Below are 16187 nucleotides of genomic sequence, written 5' to 3'. Positions count from 1 at the left end.
TCCCTACCTTGCTGGATAGCCTCATGACCGCGATGCTTCTGCCGCCGACCATCGAACACGAAATGCTCGGCACCCTGCGCGTGCCGGAATACGCCGACGTGACCGCCGCCGCCGACCGCCTGGCGCCCTACGTGCGCCGCACCATGCTGCTGCGCTCGCCGGCGCTGGATGAACGGGCGCAGGCGCCCATCTGGCTGAAGCTGGAAAACCTGCAGGTGACGGGCTCCTTCAAGGCCCGCGGCGCGTTCAACGCCCTGCTGAACATGGACCCGGCGCAGCGCGAGCGCGGCGTGGTGGCCTATTCCACCGGCAATCATGGCCAGGCCGTCGCCTGGGCCAGCCGCTGCCTGCGTGTGCCGGCCACCATCGTGATGCCGGTGGATGCGCCGGAAAACAAGGTCGAGAAGGCGCTGCGCCACGGCGCCAAGGTCGTGCGCTACGACCGCACGCGCGAAAGCCGCGAAGCGATCGGGATGCGCCTGCTGGCCGAGACCGGCGCCACGCTGCTGCCGCCCGGCGACCATCCCGACGTGCTGGCTGCGCAGGGCACGCTGGCCCTGGAGGCGCTGCAGGATCTGCCGGCCGCCGCGCGCGCCAACCTGGGCCTCTTCGCCACGCCTTGCGGCGGGGGCGGCATGGCGGCGGGCTGCTCGCTGGTGCTGCGCGAACTGGCGCCGCAGGCCCGGATGGTGGCGGTGGAACCGCGTGAGTTCGACGACACGGTGCGGTCGCTGGCCTCGGGCAAGCGCGAGACCAATCCGGCGGGCGCCAAGACCTTGTGCGACGCGCTGCAGGCTGCGACGCCGGCGGAACTGCCTTATGCCATCAACAGCCGCTGCCTGAGCGCGGCCGTGTCGGTGAGCGATGACGACGTCGCCGCCGCCATCCGCTTTGCGCTGGACGAATTGCGCCTGGTGGTCGAGCCGGGCGGCGCGGTGGCGCTGGCTGCGCTGCTGGCGGGAAAGCTGTCTGCCGAAGGCCGCGACGCGGTCATCGTGCTGTCGGGCGGAAACATCGATCTGCCGCTGTTGCGTCAGATCGCACTGGGCTGAGCGTTCGCGCGACCGTCCGGGCCGGCGGGGCCGCAAGCCCCGCCGCGTAGTTCCGGCGTCCTTCGGGCGCCGTGCAAGACCCGCGGGGGACGCAGAGCCCGCGCGGATACACCTATAACAGTCCAAGGAAGAAAACCATGTCCACGTTCCAAAGCAGCGCCAAGCGCTGGCTCGCGGCCGCGAGCGCAGTGATGAGCCTGACCGCGGCGTCCGCCGCCCAGGCCGCCTATCCCGAGCACGCCGTCACGATCGTCGTGCCGTTCAATACCGGCACCACGCCCGATCTCGTATCGCGCCTGCTGGCCGCCGAAATGGCCAAGCAGACCGGCGGCAACTTCGTCGTGCAGAACCGCACCGGCGCGTCCGGCATCATCGGCACGCAGGCGGTGGCCAACGCCTCGCCCGACGGCTACACCATCGGCTTTGCCAATGTGGCCACGCTGGCGATCAACCAGAGCCTGTACGCCAAGCTGCAGTACGACGCCGACAAACAGCTGGCGCCGGTCGCGCTGACCGGTTCCGTGCAGAACCTGCTGGCCGTGCGCCCGGGCCTGAACGTCAAGAGCGTCGCCGAGCTGATCGCCTTGGCAAAGAAGGAACCGGGCAAGCTGGTCGTGTCGTCGGGCGGCAACGGCACCACCGGGCACCTGAGCGCGGCGATGTTCGGCGCGATGGCGGGCGTGGAGTTGATGCACGTGCCCTACAAGGGCGGGGTCGAGGCGGACCTGGCCGTGCTGCGCGGCGAAGCCGTCCTGGTGTTCGACAATATCTCGTCCATCGCCGCATTCGTGGACCAGGGCAAGGTCGTGCCGCTGGCCGTGACCGACCTGCAACGCGATCCGTCCATGCCCAACCTGGCCACGCTGGACGAGCAAGGCCTGAAGGGCTATCGCGCCGTGGCCTGGACGGGCTATGTCGCGCCGGCCGGCACCGATCCCAAGGTGCTGGACTACCTGAACGCCACGATCAACAACGCGCTGCAGTCGCCGGACGTCCAGGAAAAGCTCAAGGCCCTGTCCTACGTGCCCAACGTCGGTCCGCGCCAGCAGTTGTTTGACCGCGCACATGCCGAGCGTCCCGTCTGGGCGCAGGTGATCAAGCAGGCCAACGTCAAGATCGACTGAGCCTCATGAATCACGAACGCTACGATCTGCTGATCCGTGGAGGCACGGTAATCGACGGGACCGGCGCCGATCGCGTCCGGGCCGATATTGGCGTGCGCGCCGGCCGCATCGCGGCCGTCGGCGACCTGGGGGGCGCTGTGGCCGACCAGGTGCTGGCGGCGGACGGACGCATCGTGTCGCCCGGCTTTATCGATACGCACACCCACGACGACCGCTACCTGTCGATCGAACCCGGCATGCCTGCCAAGCTGAGCCAGGGCGTCACCACGGTGGTGACCGGCAACTGCGGCATCAGCCAGGCGCCGTGGCGTTCGGGCTGGCGCAGCGAGGTGCCTGCGCCCGTCAATCTGCTGGGCAACGATGCCGGCGATTTTCCGTACGAGACGTTCCGCGCCTACCTGGAAAACCTGGACCGCCACCCGCCCGCCGTGAACGCGGCCTGCCTGGTGGGGCACACCTCGCTACGCGCCGCCGCGATGGACGACCTGGACCGGCCGGCCACCGCCGCCGAGATCGAGCACATGCAGGCGCTGCTGCGCGAGGCCATGCAAAGCGGCGCCATCGGCCTGTCGACCGGCACCGCGTATCCGGCCGCCATGCCGGCGACGCTGGATGAACTGATGGCGGTGGCCAGCGTGCTGCGCGAGTATGGCGGGCTGTACGCCAGCCATATCCGCGATGAAGGCGACCGCATCTTCGCGGCGCTGGATGAAGCCTTTGCGGTGGGGGCGGCGGGCGGCGCGCCCGTGCTGATTTCGCACCACAAGCTGATCGGTCCGCGCAACCATGGGCGCTCGGTGCAGACGCTGGCGCACATCGGCCAGGCCAGCCAGCGTCAGGAGGTGGCGCTGGACTGCTATCCCTACGTGGCCGGATCCACGATCCTGCGCAAGGACCGCCTGGCGGCATCCAGCCGGGTCATCGTGACCAAGTCCGTGCCGTATCCGCAGTACGCGGGACGCGATCTGGACGATATCGCGCGCGACATGGGGCTAAGTCCCGAAGACGCGGTCGATGCGCTGCAACCGGCGGGCGCCATCTACTTCATCATGGACGAGGCCGATGTCGAGCGCATCCTTGCGTACCCGGGCACGATGATCGGTTCGGACGGCATGCCGCACGACCCCGCGCCCCATCCGCGCCTGTGGGGCACCTTTCCGCGGGTGCTGGGCCACTATTGCCGCGACGTCGGGCTGTTCACGCTGGAGCAGGCGGTGCACAAGATGACCGGCAAGCCGGCCGCGTATTTCCGGCTACCCGCGCGCGGGCGCATCGCCGAGGGTTATGCGGCCGACATTGTTGTCTTCGACGCTGACGCCATTGCGGACACCGCCACCTGGGCCGCGCCGACGAGCCAGGCGCAGGGTATCGATTATGTGTTGGTCAACGGGCACTTGGCGTGGAGATTCGGCGCCAGCACGGGAGCGCGTGCTGGCGGCGTCATACGGCCGAAGGCCGATATCTGCTCTTCGGTAAGGAAGGGGCGGAGCGCGGTCAAGGCTTCGTTGGGAGCCTCTTCCGGAATGAAGTGACCGCTTGGCATGGATGCAAAGCGGGCATCCTCGCACCACGCGTTCCAGATCGCTTCAAGGTCGAAGTGGCGCCCAGTCACGCCCGCGTCGCCCCAAAGGACAAGCGTGGGGCAGCCAATCTTGCGGCCCGCAGCCCGGTCCGCCTCGTCATGCTCTCGGTCGATGCCAATGCCTGCGCGGAAGCACTCGCACATCGCGAAGATAGAAGCGGGTTGCGTGGACCTTTCCAAATACACCGCTAGCGCGTCTTCGTCGTAGGGTACAGGCTTGTCACCGAGCCCAAAAAGGATTTGGCGCTGAAACGCCTCTGCATCGCCTTCGATCAGCCGGTCGGGTTGCGGGTAGGGCTGGGTCAGGAAGTAGAAATAAAAATAGTCCTGCGCGATCTCGGCCGTCGCGTTCTCATAGAAGTCCAGCGCAGGAACAATGTCCATGACGCAGAGGCGTTCGATGGCGTGAGGAAAATCCAGGGCCATGCGACGGGCAACCCGTGCACCTCGGTCGTGGCCGACCAGTGAAAACCGCTCGAAACCCAATTCGCGCATGACCGCGATCTGTTCGGCGGCCATGGTGCGCTTCGCGAATGGGTTGGGCGACTGTCCTGCCTTTGGCTTGTGGCTCTCGCCTCGGCCCCGAATGTCGGTCAGCACGACCGTGAAGCGGTCGGTCAGACTCGGTGCGATATCGTGCCAGCAGAGATGGGTCTGTGGATCGCCGTGCAACATCAGAAGGCCTGGGCCGGACCCGCCGACCAGTGCCAGGATTTTGTTGCCATCGATCTCGACGAAGTGTCGTTTGAATCCAGGCAGTAGCTTTGCATCGGCCGCCTCAGATATGTTCACGGAGCCACTCCTTGTAGGCGGCAATGGCCACCTCGTTGCGTTTGAAAAAGGACCACCGGCCGATGCGATGGACCGTCACGAACTCGGCCCGGCGGAGCAACTCCAGATGGCGGCTGACAGTGGGCTGGGCCATGCCCAGCTTCTCGGTCAGTAACGTGACGCAGACCCCGATCTCGCGCGGATCGCCCGTGACCTGATGGGAGAAGTGCTCGTTCGGCGTCCGCAACCAGTCGAGAATGGCTACGCGGGCCTCGTTGGCAAGTGCCTTGGACTGTTCTATGGGATCGATCATGCCCTACATTAAATAGCAATATAGCTATATGTCAATATGTGGCTGCAGATTTGATTCGCGATTCGCGATGCGGGATCAGGAAGTGTCGGGGGCATCATTGTTGCGACACGGGCGCCGTGACATCTGTTGATCAATAAGAGAAAGGCGAACGTTATTCCCGCCCCTCAAGGATTGAGTAGGTGGAATAAAGTTCGCCTTTTTGAAAAGCGGCATTCTTGGACTGCTGATTTTTATGTCAAAGTTCGCCTTTTTGGCGGCGCCGTCCGATCCATGCGGCATGGCGGCCGGCGGCGTGCTTAGCCTAGACTATGTCCGCACTCGGCCAGGAACCGTCGTTCGCGTCTGCGGAAAATTGGACATTTGGGCGACCGCTTCGCCTCGAACAACGGACTTTCGACGACGAGCCTTCTTCAGGAACAACCAACGCCGTTAGTACCCCTCAGGGCTTACGGATCTAGGCCTTTCCGTGGTTGAGAACCGCAAAGTTACCGTCGGCCTTCCCGACAATAATCTTGGGCTCGATAGAATCCTTAGGCACCTCGACAATCCAGACGCCGTTGAAATCCGCAGTTCGGATAAAGGCGGCGTGCAACTCTATCAAGGACCGTGCCTCATCGATCACGCTGGGAAGAAACTCGATCAATCCCTCCCATGGGACTGGCTGATCCCAAGGATTACGGGCATGAAGGTATTTAGCTAACCTGTCGTAGATTTTTCCAAACTTGTCCTGTGTCAGGTAGCCTTCGTCTTTTCGGTCAAAGTGCCAAGTCCGTCCGTTCTGAAGCTCCGGGGTGAGGTTGACCGCAGGGACCAGTGCAAGTGGGTAAAAGTCCTTCTGCACCCGCTGCAGATCGCGCAAGATCCGGTTCGCGTGATAATCCCGCGCGAAATCCTTGTTTTGTTCAGCCTTGGAGCGAATCCCTTCATAAGCAGCTTTATTCGTAGAAATTGCCGAAAATGCTATGGTTTCCAAGGCTTTGCGAACCTGAAGTGCCGCCGACTCCAGATAGGCGACCTCTTTATCACTACCGTGACGCGCGATAAAACGATCTGCTGCCATGAGGCGGCTTGCGGCCTCAGCCATCATTGCTATGTAAACGGATTCTGCATCCATTGTGACTGCCCCAAGGTGAGGAGCCTCACCGTATCGAGTCTATTCAAACCATGTCGGATCGGACTACGTGTGCCTCACCATTCCGCAGGTTCACGGCAAAACAGATAATCCGTTCCCGCCATTCGGCTGGTACGACATCTGCGTGTGTGACTTCGGACGCGATATTGACAAAGATCGCCAGCGGGTATTCAAGAACTTCCATCATTATCATCAAGCTCTCTATGTCGGCAGCAGCCTTTTCGGCCGTTGCTGCACGTTTAAGCTCCATGACGGCGACATTCCCGTCCCGGCGTGACCGGTGTCGGCTCGGGTCAAAGGGTTCATGAATGATGATATCTGGCCGGATGGTGAGCCCGTGCACACGGAGCCGCTTCTGATACTCCTGTTCAATTATGACCCGATCTGGCAGAAAGTCCTCCGGAATCACCCGCTGCAGCCCGACCAGAAGTTCGCCCTGAAATCCCCGTTCGGTTTCGTAGAAACGAGGCGCTGTTATGGCGCGGAGCGCGGTCGTCAGGTGCGCGATGAGTATGTCGCGGTCCATGGCATCGCCCCTACTGCGCTTTCCGCGCCCGCCATTTGCGTTCTTCCGCTTCGAGATCGATACCGTCGACGCTCATGAAAAATTCCTGCTGACTGAAGCGCTTGATGCGGACAAGTTCGGGGTCATGCCTGCACGGCATGCTGAGGTCGAGTTTTTCCCCGCCGAAGGCCTCAACGGCGCCGGATAGGAGTTCGCCGAGCAACGTCCATGCTTCGAACGCGACATCGAGCAAATCCCTATCGTGAAACTGCGGGATTATCCACGTTCGCCAGAGAGCAGGCGCGGAATCACAATCCGGTCCAAGACCGCGCAGGACCTTGTTCGCCCGGCACATTTCCTTGTACCGCTCATAGGCCTCGATCGACGTCTCCCACGGATGAACGGCAAAAGGGAAACTTAGTTTGATTTTGCTCCCCTCGGTCGTTCCGATCTGGCCGCGGCTTTTCAGATTCAGCGCGCCATGGTGGACAATGAAATCGCGCTGTTTCCCGAGCATGTTGAATAAGTCGTTTGCAAAAACGGTATCTTGCAGCGTTTTAATCCTGGCCCTGGCCTCCGGATGTCTCTGCAGATCGTTTTGCAGCTTTAGCGGCACTTCTTTGACGGCACGAATGAAGGAGTTCAGCGAGTAGCGGAACGGCTCGGGCTCGTGATAATTGGCCTCCATCTGGTGTAGGTGCCAGTGGCATTCCTGCCACCGGTCGAGAGAAAGCTCCAGTTTGCTGTGCGCACAAGGCTCCATCAAATCTCCATTCGATTGGATCTTCACCGCGCACCATTGACCGGCTTCTCCCGGCAATATAAGGTCCATCGGCCGGACAACGCGATATTGTCGTGTCTGACACATACAGGTCTGGCCGCAGGCTGGTAGATACGGCCTTGTGCTGGAAGCCATTTGCATGATAATCCCTGTCATCCCGGACGAAAGTTAATAGCTGCGCAGCCAGTCAGAAAAGGACAATAAGATGCAGTTCAAGCAGCGCACCCTCATGCAGGTCGCCGATATGATCTGCGGCAACTTCGTCTCGGACGAATCGTTGTTCGTGTATCGCAGCAGCAGTCGCCTCACCGAATTCTTCATGGACTGCGACACCGACTATGTTCACGACGGCTCGACGCGTCAAGCGTGGGTTGCGGAGACGCTGCGTTCGATCCTGGCTGAACCTCAGCCGGGCCCGAACACGCCCCCAGATACATTCGCACGCGTCATTGAACGGCTCATGGACCAATCGGACGCCCAGAATGAGGGGTACGACCGTTCGCGCGCCATGGCCATGTTGGCCGCGGCGTTGGCCAGAGAGGGTTTCGAGCCGTTTTACGCTGATGATAAGAAATGCTATGTCCGCCATGTTGCGACCAATACGATCGCGACGCCACGGGCCAATCCCCACAGGCCGTTCTCGGCCGCCGAACTGGCACGGCGCGAGCAATTGGTCACGTATCTGGACAAGGCCTCAGAGGATGAGCTGATCGAGGAAGTTCTGCTGCCTCTGTTTCGCCAGCTCGGCTTCCATCGCATCACCGCTGCGGGTCACAAGGACAAAGCGCTTGAGTACGGCAAGGACGTCTGGATGAAATACATCCTGCCCACGCATCACGTGCTGTATTTCGGGATTCAAGCGAAGAAGGGCAAGCTCGACGCTTCGGGCGTGTCCAAAGGCGAGAACGCCAATATTGCCGAGATTTACAACCAAGTCGTGATGATGCTCGGACACGAAGTATTCGACCCGGAGATCGGCAAACGCGTGCTCGTCGACCATGCCTTCATTGTCGCTGGCGGTGAGATCACCAAGCAAGCTAGGAACTGGCTCGGCAATAAGCTGGACGCGACTAAACGCAGTCAGGTGATGTTTATGGACCGTGAAGACATCCTGAACCTATTCGTGGTGACGAACCTTCCGTTGCCCCCCGGAGCTTTGCCGAAAGCCAGCGTCGATGACGATTTGCCGTTCTGAACGGGTTCTGGACTTACCGGGCGACCGCTCGGCACTAATACCGGCCCTTTCAAATCTAGCGCCTTGACCGGCAGTAACGGGTCGCGTGCAGCCGGCGGCGAAAGCAGACTCCCTGCGGTGCGCCTGGTGATCACCCTAGCAGTATTACCATCAAGTGGGGGTACGATTCCGACCATACCAAAGCGGCTGTAGTGACTGTATCTTCAGCTCGTCAAAGGCCACCCATCACTCAAGATTAGGTTTCACATGCCAGAAGTCGCGCTCGTTCCAAAGTTCTTGAAATCATTCGCCGCAGAGCACGGACTCAAAGTTCACGACTGCCTGTACGGCGCTATTGAAATTGGGGGCGAGTTCCCGATTCAGCAATCCGCTGCCGCCGTGTACGGGATCTGGACTCACATGCCCGCAGCCCCCAAGACCGGGCTAGCCCAAGTGCCGGGCTTTCCTGACTGGTACCCTGTTTACTGGGGCAAAGACATCTCACCAGTTAGCCGAATCAAGGCCCACGTTCAAGGGCACAAGAACGGTAATATCGGCCTGCCGAACATCGCTGAACTGAGGGGCGCACGCCTAGTGTTCGGCGCCGTTTTAGTTTCGGAGTACCAACGCTTTGAGGCCCTCCTGCACCAGCATTGCCCTCCCTTCAAGGGAACGCCATTACTCGGACGTCAGAGCACGGTGGTGAGAATACGGTGAGAGCTAACACCACAGTCGACACCGACGTCCCATTGGGGGACTATCGCCCGCTCACTGTCTGTTGGTCATTTCTAGGGTGGTCCGCTCGTGGCCGGAAGCAGCCACTGACCACAGGGTCCCCGGGCCTTCCATACAAAGAACGGCTTTCTTCTCTTACAACTCCCAACTTATAGGCGAGTGCTCGAGACGCCCGCGCCTCTTCCCAAATGCCCATACGGGCATATCCCAAATCTGCCGGCTTGAACTGTCGCGCTAATTTAATCGCGTCTATTGCAAAGTTCGCCTTTCTTCAGCCTGCAGGCCGTCCATCCGCACAGAATGAGAGAAGATACCTGCGCAATAGCAGGTGTTGCCGGCCAAAGCCAAAACGCGAACTTCAACAGAAAAGGCGAACTTTATTCCGGCCCCTCAAGGATTTCCCTAATCAACTTTCCCTTGCGGAAAATCAATGCTCTATAGGACACTTTGTGTCATAGCGCCGCGACGGCGCATACAAGGGGAATGGCATGAAGGTTTTGAACATGGTGGCCGCACTGGCGATGGCGGCGGGAATGGCGGGCGGCGCGCAGGCCGCGTTTCCGGAGCGGCCGATCCGGTTGGTGGTGCCGTTTGGCGCCGGGGGCATCACGGATATCGTGGCGCGCCAGGTCGGCAAGGGAATGGGGGACGTGTTGGGGCAGGGGATCGTGATCGAGAACCGGCCCGGCGCGGGCGGGGTGATTGCGGCGCAGGTGGCGGCCACCGCGCCGGCCGATGGCTACACGCTGTTCATGGGGACTGTCGGCACGCAGGTGGTGAACCCGCTGATCTACGCCAAGCTCAGTTATGACGCGGACAAGTTCGCGCCGGTGGGCATGGTGTCCGGTTCGCCTTATCTGTTGGCCGTGCGCGCCGGCGTGCCTGCCGCGTCGTTCGCGGAGTTCGTCAAGTACGCCAAGGCCAATCCGGCCAAGCTGAACTTCGGCTCGGCGGGCAACGCCAGCTCTCCGCATCTGGGGCTGGAGCTGCTGAAGCTGACCGCGGGCGTGGATATCGTGCACGTCCCGTTCAAGAGCGGCAGCGAGGCCGTGAATGCCGCCATCGGCGAGCAGGTGGACGTGGTGATGGACGCCAGCCCGGTGATCATGCCGCATGTGGCCTCGGGCAAGCTGCGCGCGTTGGCGGTGGCGTCGGACAAGCCGTTGCCGTCCGCGCCGGGCGTGCCTCCCAGCCCGGAGGCGGGCGACGCCGGCCTGCAGATCAGTTCCTGGAACGCCTTCTTCGCCCCGGCGGGCACGCCGCCGGACGTGTTGGCGGCGCTGAACGCGGCGCTGCAGAAGACGTTGGCCTCGCCCGACCTGAAGGCGCAGCTTGCGGCGCAGGGCACGCAGCTCTATACAGGCACGCCCGACGAATACCAGCGCTTCATCGGCGGTGAGAAGGCCAAGTGGGCCGACATCGTCAAGCGCGCCAACATCAGGATGGACTAGGCATCGTACTCATGAAAAGGAGCATGGCATGACGACTCAGGCGTCCCACCCCTTGGCGGGCAAGCCGCTGGAACTGGCCGACACGCTGCGATCGGGCAATGCGTGGAAGATCCGGTTGGCCTGCGGGCTGATGGGCCTGCGGCTCACGCGGCGCACGTTCGATATCGTCCGGGGCGATCTGGAATCCGACGCGTTCGCCCGCATCAACCCGTGGCGTCAGGTGCCCGCGTTGCTGACGCCGGAGGGGCATTGGCTGGCGGAGTCGCAGGCCATCCTCTGGTATCTGGGCATGGGCACCCCTTGGGTGCCGGCCGACCGGCTGGCGCAGGCGCAGGTATCAAGCTGGCTGAGCTTCGAGCAGACGCAGCACATGCATGCGTTTGCGCAGCCGCGGCTCTTGATCCACCTGCGCCAGACGGCAAAGCGGGATGATCCGGAGATGGTGGCGTGGCGCGCAGCCGGGATGAAGGCCGCTGCGCTGATGGACGCCCACCTTGCGGGCCGGAATTACCTGGTGGGCACGGCGCCGACCATCGCGGATATCGCGTTGTACCCTTACACGAGCATGGCGGACGAGGGCGGCTATGACCTGTCCGCGTTTGCCCACATCACTGCCTGGCTGGCGCGCATGCGCGCCTTGCCGGGATTTACGCCGCTGATGGAAGCGGCATGACGGAGACATGATGGCCGATACGATGCACCTGGGAAAAGATGAACTGATCGCGCGCGCGCAGGCCGAGATGCAGCGCCAGTTCGACACCCCGCAATGGACCTTGCGCGAGCGCCTGGCGCTGACCTGCCGCATCCTGTTCGACGGCGGGCATGATTCGGGCCTGGCCGGCCAGATCACGGCGCGCGCGCCCGAGCCGGACCGGTATTTCACGCAGCGCCTGGGCCTGGGCTTCGATGAGATCACCGCGAGCAATCTGCTGCTGGTGGACGAGGACCTGCGGGTCCAGGAAGGCGGCGGGATGCCCAACCCGGCGAACCGGTTCCATTCGTGGATCTACCGCGCGCGTCCGGACGTCAATTGCATCATCCACACGCACCCGCTGCACGTCGCGTCCCTGTCGATGCTGGAGGTGCCGCTGGAGGTGTCCCACATGGACAACTGCCCGCTGTATGATGACGTGGCCTTTCTGAAGGACTGGCCCGGCGTGCCGGTGGGCAACGAGGAAGGCGAGCTTATCTCGGCGGCGCTGGGCGACAAGCGCGCCATTCTGCTGTCGCATCACGGCATGCTGATCGCGGCGGGGTCGGTGGAAGAAGCCTGCGTGCTGGCCCTGCAGTTCGAACGCGCGGCGCGGATGCAGTTGCTGGCGATGGCGGCGGGCAAGATCCAGCCGATTCCGCCGGCCCTGGGCCGCGAGGCGCATGACTGGATCCTGACGCCCAAGCGCTCGCAGGTGGGCTTCTCGTATTACGCGCGCCGCGCGCTGCGTGCGCACCCCGACGTTCTCGGCTAAGGCGGGGCGGCCAGCCGCGCCGCCGCCCGGACGTTCATGCCGCGCCCTGGCGCTCAGACCTGCGATTCCCGCAGGTTGGCGCCCGCCGGCGGCTTGTCTTTGCTTTCGCCTGGGACGACGCGCTGACCGATGCCCAGGCGCTGCGCGGAGATTCCCATGACGACGATCACACCCGCCAGGGCCGACGTGTAGGCCACTTCGGTGCGGTACGTGCCTTCCACGATCATGGTGGCCAAGGCCGCGATGATGCAGACGATCACCGCATAGGTCAGCCACGGAAAGAGCCACATCTTGAACTTCAGCTCCACGCCCTCGGCCTGCAGGCGGTAGCGCATGCGCAATTGTGAACAGGCGATGACCAGATAGACCAGCAGGGCGATCGTGCCGGTGGCCTGCATCAGTACGTCGTAAAGATCCATGGTGGCGGTCGCCATCATCCAGACGGCCGCGAACGCGAACACGCTGGAGACCAGCACGCCCACGTAGGGCGCGCCGGTGCGGCGGCCGGTGGTCTGCATGATGCGATGGGCATCGCCGCGACGCGACAGCGAATACAACATTCTTGACGCGGTATAGAGCGCGGAGTTGAAGCAGCTGCAGACCGACGTCAGCACCACGAAATTGACGATGACCTGGGCATACGGGATGCCAAGCAGGCTCAAGGTGGCGTTGTAGCTTCCGTGGGTGGGCTGGGTCAGCATGGGGTCGTCATAGGGAACCAGGCAGACCACGATGAAGATCGAGCCGACATAGAAAAGGCAGATGCGCCCCACCACCGACCTGATCGTCCGGATGATTTCCTTTGCGGGATTGGCGGATTCAGCCGCCGCGACCGTCACGATTTCCGCGCCGATGAAGGCGAACATGACGCCCAGCAGCGCGACGACCACGGACTTTACGCCATTGGGCATGAATCCCTGGGCAGTTAATTGCGACAAGCCGCGGGCCTGGCCCCATGGCCAGAGATGCAGGATCGCCAGGCTGCCGATGACCAGGAAGATGACGATGGCGCAGACCTTGACCAGGGCGAACCAGAACTCGAATTCGCCGTAGCTGCGCACGTTCATGAGGTTGACGGCGATCAATGACAGCGTGACGATCAGGGCATAGCCCCAGTCAGGCACGAAAGGGAACCAGTTGTGCAGGATCTGGCCGGCCACGTAGGCCTCCCAGCCCATAAGCAGCGCCCAGAAGTACCAGTACAGCCAGCCGATGGTAAAGCCGGCCCAGCGGCCGATGGCGCGGTCGGCGTAGGTGGAGAACGAGCCCGTGTCCGGGTGGGCGACGGCCATTTCGCCCAGCATGCGCATCACCAGGATGACCAGCAGTCCGCCGCCGATGTAGGCCAGGATCACGGCTGGCCCGGCCAGCGCGATCTGTTTTCCCGAGCCCACGAAAAGCGCGGCGCCGATGACCCCGGCGATGGACATCATGGTCAGGTGGCGGGATTTCAAGCCGCCTTTCAGGGTGGTGTGCGGTGTGTTCGCCAACTGTTTTCTCCGTTGTGCCGGGTGGTGCGGCCGTGGAACTGCATCGTGATTGCGCTTCGATTTCCAACGCGCCTATGGTCGGACAAAATCGTCCTGCCATGCCCGTGAATCGGTCTGATTGAAGTGCGGCGGATCGGGTTGGCCGTGCGACGACGACGATGTCGGGAAAGCGCGCGCCGACGCTGCGCGCCAGCGGTCCGCTCGACGGCGGCGCGGGTTTCGGGCATTCTTGCCGGTTGTTATTTGCGCCTTTCCCGCCCATGATCGACCTGCCGCACCGCCTACGCACCCTGCGCCGCCAGCAAACGCTGTCTTTGGAACAGCTTGCCCAGCGCACGGGATTGACCAAGAGCTACCTCTCCAAACTGGAGCGGGGCCTGAGCGAGCCGTCGATCTCCACGGTGCTGCGCCTGGCCGAGGCCTATGGCGTGGGCGTCTCGCAACTGGTCGGCGGCGACGACGCCGCGCAGGACGAAGTGGTCAGCGTGGTCCGCGTGGCCGACCGCGAAGCCTTGCAACGGCGCGGGCTGGGCAGCGAATACCACTACGAATCCCTGGCCGGGCGGCGCAAGGTCAAGGCCATGGAGCCTTTCGTTGTGCACCCGCCCCGCGAGTTCCCCGATGCCGCCGCGGTCTTTCCGCACCCGGGCGAGGAATTCCTGCTGGTCCTCAAGGGCGCCATCGAGGTGCACGTGGGCGAGCGCCAGTTCCGCCTTGAGACCGGGGATTCCGTTTATTTCGATTCAGAGCTGCCGCACCGCATGCGCACGGTCAGCCGTGCGATGGCCGAGGTGCTGGTGGTGGCGGCGCACTGACGGCCCGCGGGGGCCGAGGGTCTGCCGCGGTGCTGGACATGCGTTTTCAGGCGTCGTGTTGCCAGGTCCTTATCGTCGCATGGAGCTTTGCGATGAACTCGGGCAGCCTGTCCGATGCGTACGAGTCAGCGAAACGCGTGTGGCTGTCGGAAAACAGATGGGCGATTTCCACTTTGCTTTTGCTTAACGCATGCAGTCTGCCTTCCTGCATGCCGAAGTGCTTTTCGCGGAATTCATCCGGCAGGTAGGACTCGATGGTATAGCCGTCGGTCACCCACGATACCCGGGAGTCACTTTCCTGGTCTCGGATTTCCTTGAGGATCCGGGCCTTTGTGCTGGCCGGATCCTTGGCCTTTGCCTGGAGGTAAGGGCCGGGAAGAAAATCCAGGTCGCGGTCCATCAACAGGAATGCGTGCGGGTTGATATCGAAGACCCGGATAAGCGTGTCGTCCGTGCCCGCGGAATAGTGGCGCAGCAACGCGCCGCCATACATGGAGAACGCGAAGGCGATGTTCTCGGCGGGCATGGGCTGGCCAGTGTGCTCACACCACAATTTCAACCAATGCAGCAGATAGAGCCTGTCGGAAGGGCCCTCTATCCACACCAATCCGTTGGCCAGGCAAAGATCGCTGGGCCGTCCTCCCAATCGCTGCACGGCGGCGGCAGGTTCCGAAAGCGGCCGCAACCGCCAGCCGTCGGCTTCGAAAAGTCCCACCGGCGCGGGACTGTGGGCGAAGTCGATCAGGGCGGCCGAATGGGTGGTAATGAAGATCTGCAAGCCACGTTCGGCCGCTATGCGCGTGATCGCCTGCATCAATACGCGCTGCAGCGTTGGGTGTAGATGGATTTCAGGCTCTTCGACCACGCAGATGCCGTTTTCGGGCCGCGTGGACAGCCAGGCCAGCAGGCCCGCGAAGGCGCGCCAACCGGAAGGAAGGGCGCTGATCCTGACGTGGTTCTGCTGTAGCTGATCGTCATTGAAGCGGATGGACAGGCTTTCTTCGTCTCGTAGCTGAACGGGCGGGATACTTGTCGCCTCCCAGTCTGACGGCCCCAGATAGGCATGCTGGCCAGGCGCCAAGGGATAGGCGCCGACGCCGATCAGATGCGAGGCATGGAGATTGAGCTGCGCGATCCAGGCATCGTTGGGAACACCGGTTTCGTCATGCCAGTTCCGGTAGTGCACGCAGGCGCCCAGCATCTGGAAGGCGACTTCAAGATCGCTCGGAACAGCCGCCTGGGCGCGTAAATCGAGGGTGCCGCGATACAGCGCATAGGTCGGTTCGGCCGAGGATAGCCTGACCGCGACCGCGACCCCCGCCTCATCCATGCCGGTCTTGTTGAGCGCGACCTTGATCATGCGGTCGTTGTCGAGGGCCAGCTCAAAGCCCGATCTGGTAGTGGCTCTAAGGTTCTCCCGCACCAAGGTTTTGAGGACATCCACGTCGCCCAGGCTGCGAATGATGTCCACTGCGGTGGATTTGCCGCCGCCGTTTGGCCCGATCAACAAATTCACCGGCCCCAGCAGCGGCTGCCCCTGCATGGTATTGGCATGAGACGAGATTTCGCCATTGTTCAGGCCCAGTTTTCTCAGGCCATAGAAAGTCATCGAGCAGATGTGCATGGAGGTAGGGTCGCCGTGGACATAGGCGACTTGCTGGTATAAGTGCGGAAATGATCCATCGATGCGTCCGCACTGTACTCTTGATCCGCGCGCGCCGCACGATGGGACCCTCGCTCGCGCGCGTTCGCTGGCGGGGCTTTGGTACTAGACACGGCGGGCATTGCCAGCGCAT

At 62.7% G+C, this 16187-nt stretch carries 15 protein-coding genes and 1 pseudogene; 9 read left to right on the top strand and 7 right to left on the bottom strand.

Annotated features, from left to right (window positions below):
• Positions 1 to 23 precede the first annotated feature (23 nt).
• The 3 genes from BXA00_RS00435 to BXA00_RS00425 all read left to right on the top strand — a co-directional run bounded on the left by BXA00_RS00435 (position 24) and on the right by BXA00_RS00425 (position 3708).
• Positions 24 to 1052, top strand: coding sequence for a threonine/serine dehydratase (locus BXA00_RS00435; protein ID WP_172805837.1), 1029 nt, complete (start codon positions 24 to 26; stop codon positions 1050 to 1052).
• Between the two features lie 137 nt (positions 1053 to 1189).
• Positions 1190 to 2176, top strand: a complete 987-nt coding sequence (locus tag BXA00_RS00430; RefSeq protein ID WP_076515272.1) for a tripartite tricarboxylate transporter substrate binding protein — start codon at positions 1190 to 1192, stop codon at positions 2174 to 2176.
• A gap of 5 nt (positions 2177 to 2181) precedes the next feature.
• Positions 2182 to 3708: an amidohydrolase family protein gene (locus BXA00_RS00425; protein WP_083714117.1), complete on the top strand. Its 1527-nt coding sequence runs from the start codon at positions 2182 to 2184 to the stop codon at positions 3706 to 3708.
• Between the two features lie 23 nt (positions 3709 to 3731).
• On the opposite strand, the pseudogene BXA00_RS00420 reads toward BXA00_RS00425, so the two are convergent.
• The 5 genes and pseudogenes from BXA00_RS00420 to BXA00_RS00400 form a co-directional block, all read right to left on the bottom strand.
• Positions 3732 to 4433, bottom strand: a pseudogene (locus BXA00_RS00420) (alpha/beta fold hydrolase); the annotation flags it as partial.
• Positions 4434 to 4536: 103 nt separating this feature from the next.
• Complete coding sequence (locus BXA00_RS00415) at positions 4537 to 4842, bottom strand: helix-turn-helix transcriptional regulator (RefSeq protein WP_083714116.1); 306 nt, start codon at positions 4840 to 4842, stop codon at positions 4537 to 4539.
• 454 nt (positions 4843 to 5296) lie between these two features.
• Complete coding sequence (locus BXA00_RS00410) at positions 5297 to 5956, bottom strand: hypothetical protein (RefSeq protein WP_076515269.1); 660 nt, start codon at positions 5954 to 5956, stop codon at positions 5297 to 5299.
• Positions 5957 to 5999: 43 nt separating this feature from the next.
• Positions 6000 to 6500 (bottom strand): hypothetical protein, encoded by a 501-nt coding sequence (locus tag BXA00_RS00405; protein WP_076515267.1) that lies wholly within the window; start codon positions 6498 to 6500, stop codon positions 6000 to 6002.
• Positions 6501 to 6510: 10 nt separating this feature from the next.
• Positions 6511 to 7401: a hypothetical protein gene (locus tag BXA00_RS00400; RefSeq protein ID WP_156902707.1), complete on the bottom strand. Its 891-nt coding sequence runs from the start codon at positions 7399 to 7401 to the stop codon at positions 6511 to 6513.
• Between the two features lie 64 nt (positions 7402 to 7465).
• Here BXA00_RS00400 and BXA00_RS00395 point away from each other — a divergent pair, with 64 nt between their 5' ends.
• From BXA00_RS00395 to BXA00_RS00375, 5 genes are all read left to right on the top strand, one after another.
• Complete coding sequence (locus tag BXA00_RS00395; protein WP_076515264.1) at positions 7466 to 8455, top strand: hypothetical protein; 990 nt, start codon at positions 7466 to 7468, stop codon at positions 8453 to 8455.
• A 246-nt stretch (positions 8456 to 8701) separates the two neighbouring features.
• Positions 8702 to 9151, top strand: coding sequence for a hypothetical protein (locus BXA00_RS28630; RefSeq protein ID WP_156902706.1), 450 nt, complete (start codon positions 8702 to 8704; stop codon positions 9149 to 9151).
• Between the two features lie 506 nt (positions 9152 to 9657).
• Positions 9658 to 10620, top strand: a complete 963-nt coding sequence (locus BXA00_RS00385; RefSeq protein ID WP_076515263.1) for a tripartite tricarboxylate transporter substrate binding protein — start codon at positions 9658 to 9660, stop codon at positions 10618 to 10620.
• A 28-nt stretch (positions 10621 to 10648) separates the two neighbouring features.
• Entirely contained in the window at positions 10649 to 11293 is a 645-nt protein-coding gene (locus BXA00_RS00380) for a glutathione S-transferase family protein (RefSeq protein ID WP_076515261.1), read from the top strand.
• 10 nt (positions 11294 to 11303) lie between these two features.
• Positions 11304 to 12086, top strand: a complete 783-nt coding sequence (locus BXA00_RS00375; RefSeq protein ID WP_076515260.1) for an aldolase — start codon at positions 11304 to 11306, stop codon at positions 12084 to 12086.
• A gap of 53 nt (positions 12087 to 12139) precedes the next feature.
• Here the strand turns inward: BXA00_RS00375 and BXA00_RS00370 are convergent, their stop codons facing one another.
• The gene (locus BXA00_RS00370) at positions 12140 to 13519 is read right to left on the bottom strand and encodes an amino acid permease (protein ID WP_156902885.1); all 1380 of its coding nucleotides are present in this window, start codon (positions 13517 to 13519) and stop codon (positions 12140 to 12142) included.
• Positions 13520 to 13836: 317 nt separating this feature from the next.
• On the opposite strand from BXA00_RS00370, the gene BXA00_RS00365 reads away from it, so the two are divergent.
• A complete protein-coding gene (locus BXA00_RS00365; protein ID WP_076521712.1) occupies positions 13837 to 14391 on the top strand; it encodes a helix-turn-helix domain-containing protein in 555 nt (184 codons plus the stop codon).
• A gap of 46 nt (positions 14392 to 14437) precedes the next feature.
• Here BXA00_RS00365 and BXA00_RS00360 read toward each other — a convergent pair whose 3' ends face one another.
• Positions 14438 to 16015 (bottom strand): ATP-dependent endonuclease, encoded by a 1578-nt coding sequence (locus BXA00_RS00360; protein ID WP_076515257.1) that lies wholly within the window; start codon positions 16013 to 16015, stop codon positions 14438 to 14440.
• Between the last annotated feature and the right edge of the window lie 172 nt (positions 16016 to 16187).

Source organism: Achromobacter sp. MFA1 R4, from assembly GCF_900156745.1.
GTDB lineage: Bacteria > Pseudomonadota > Gammaproteobacteria > Burkholderiales > Burkholderiaceae_B > Achromobacter.
Note: the sequence above shows the minus strand (reverse complement) of the source record. Positions and strands in the feature narration are given on the sequence as shown.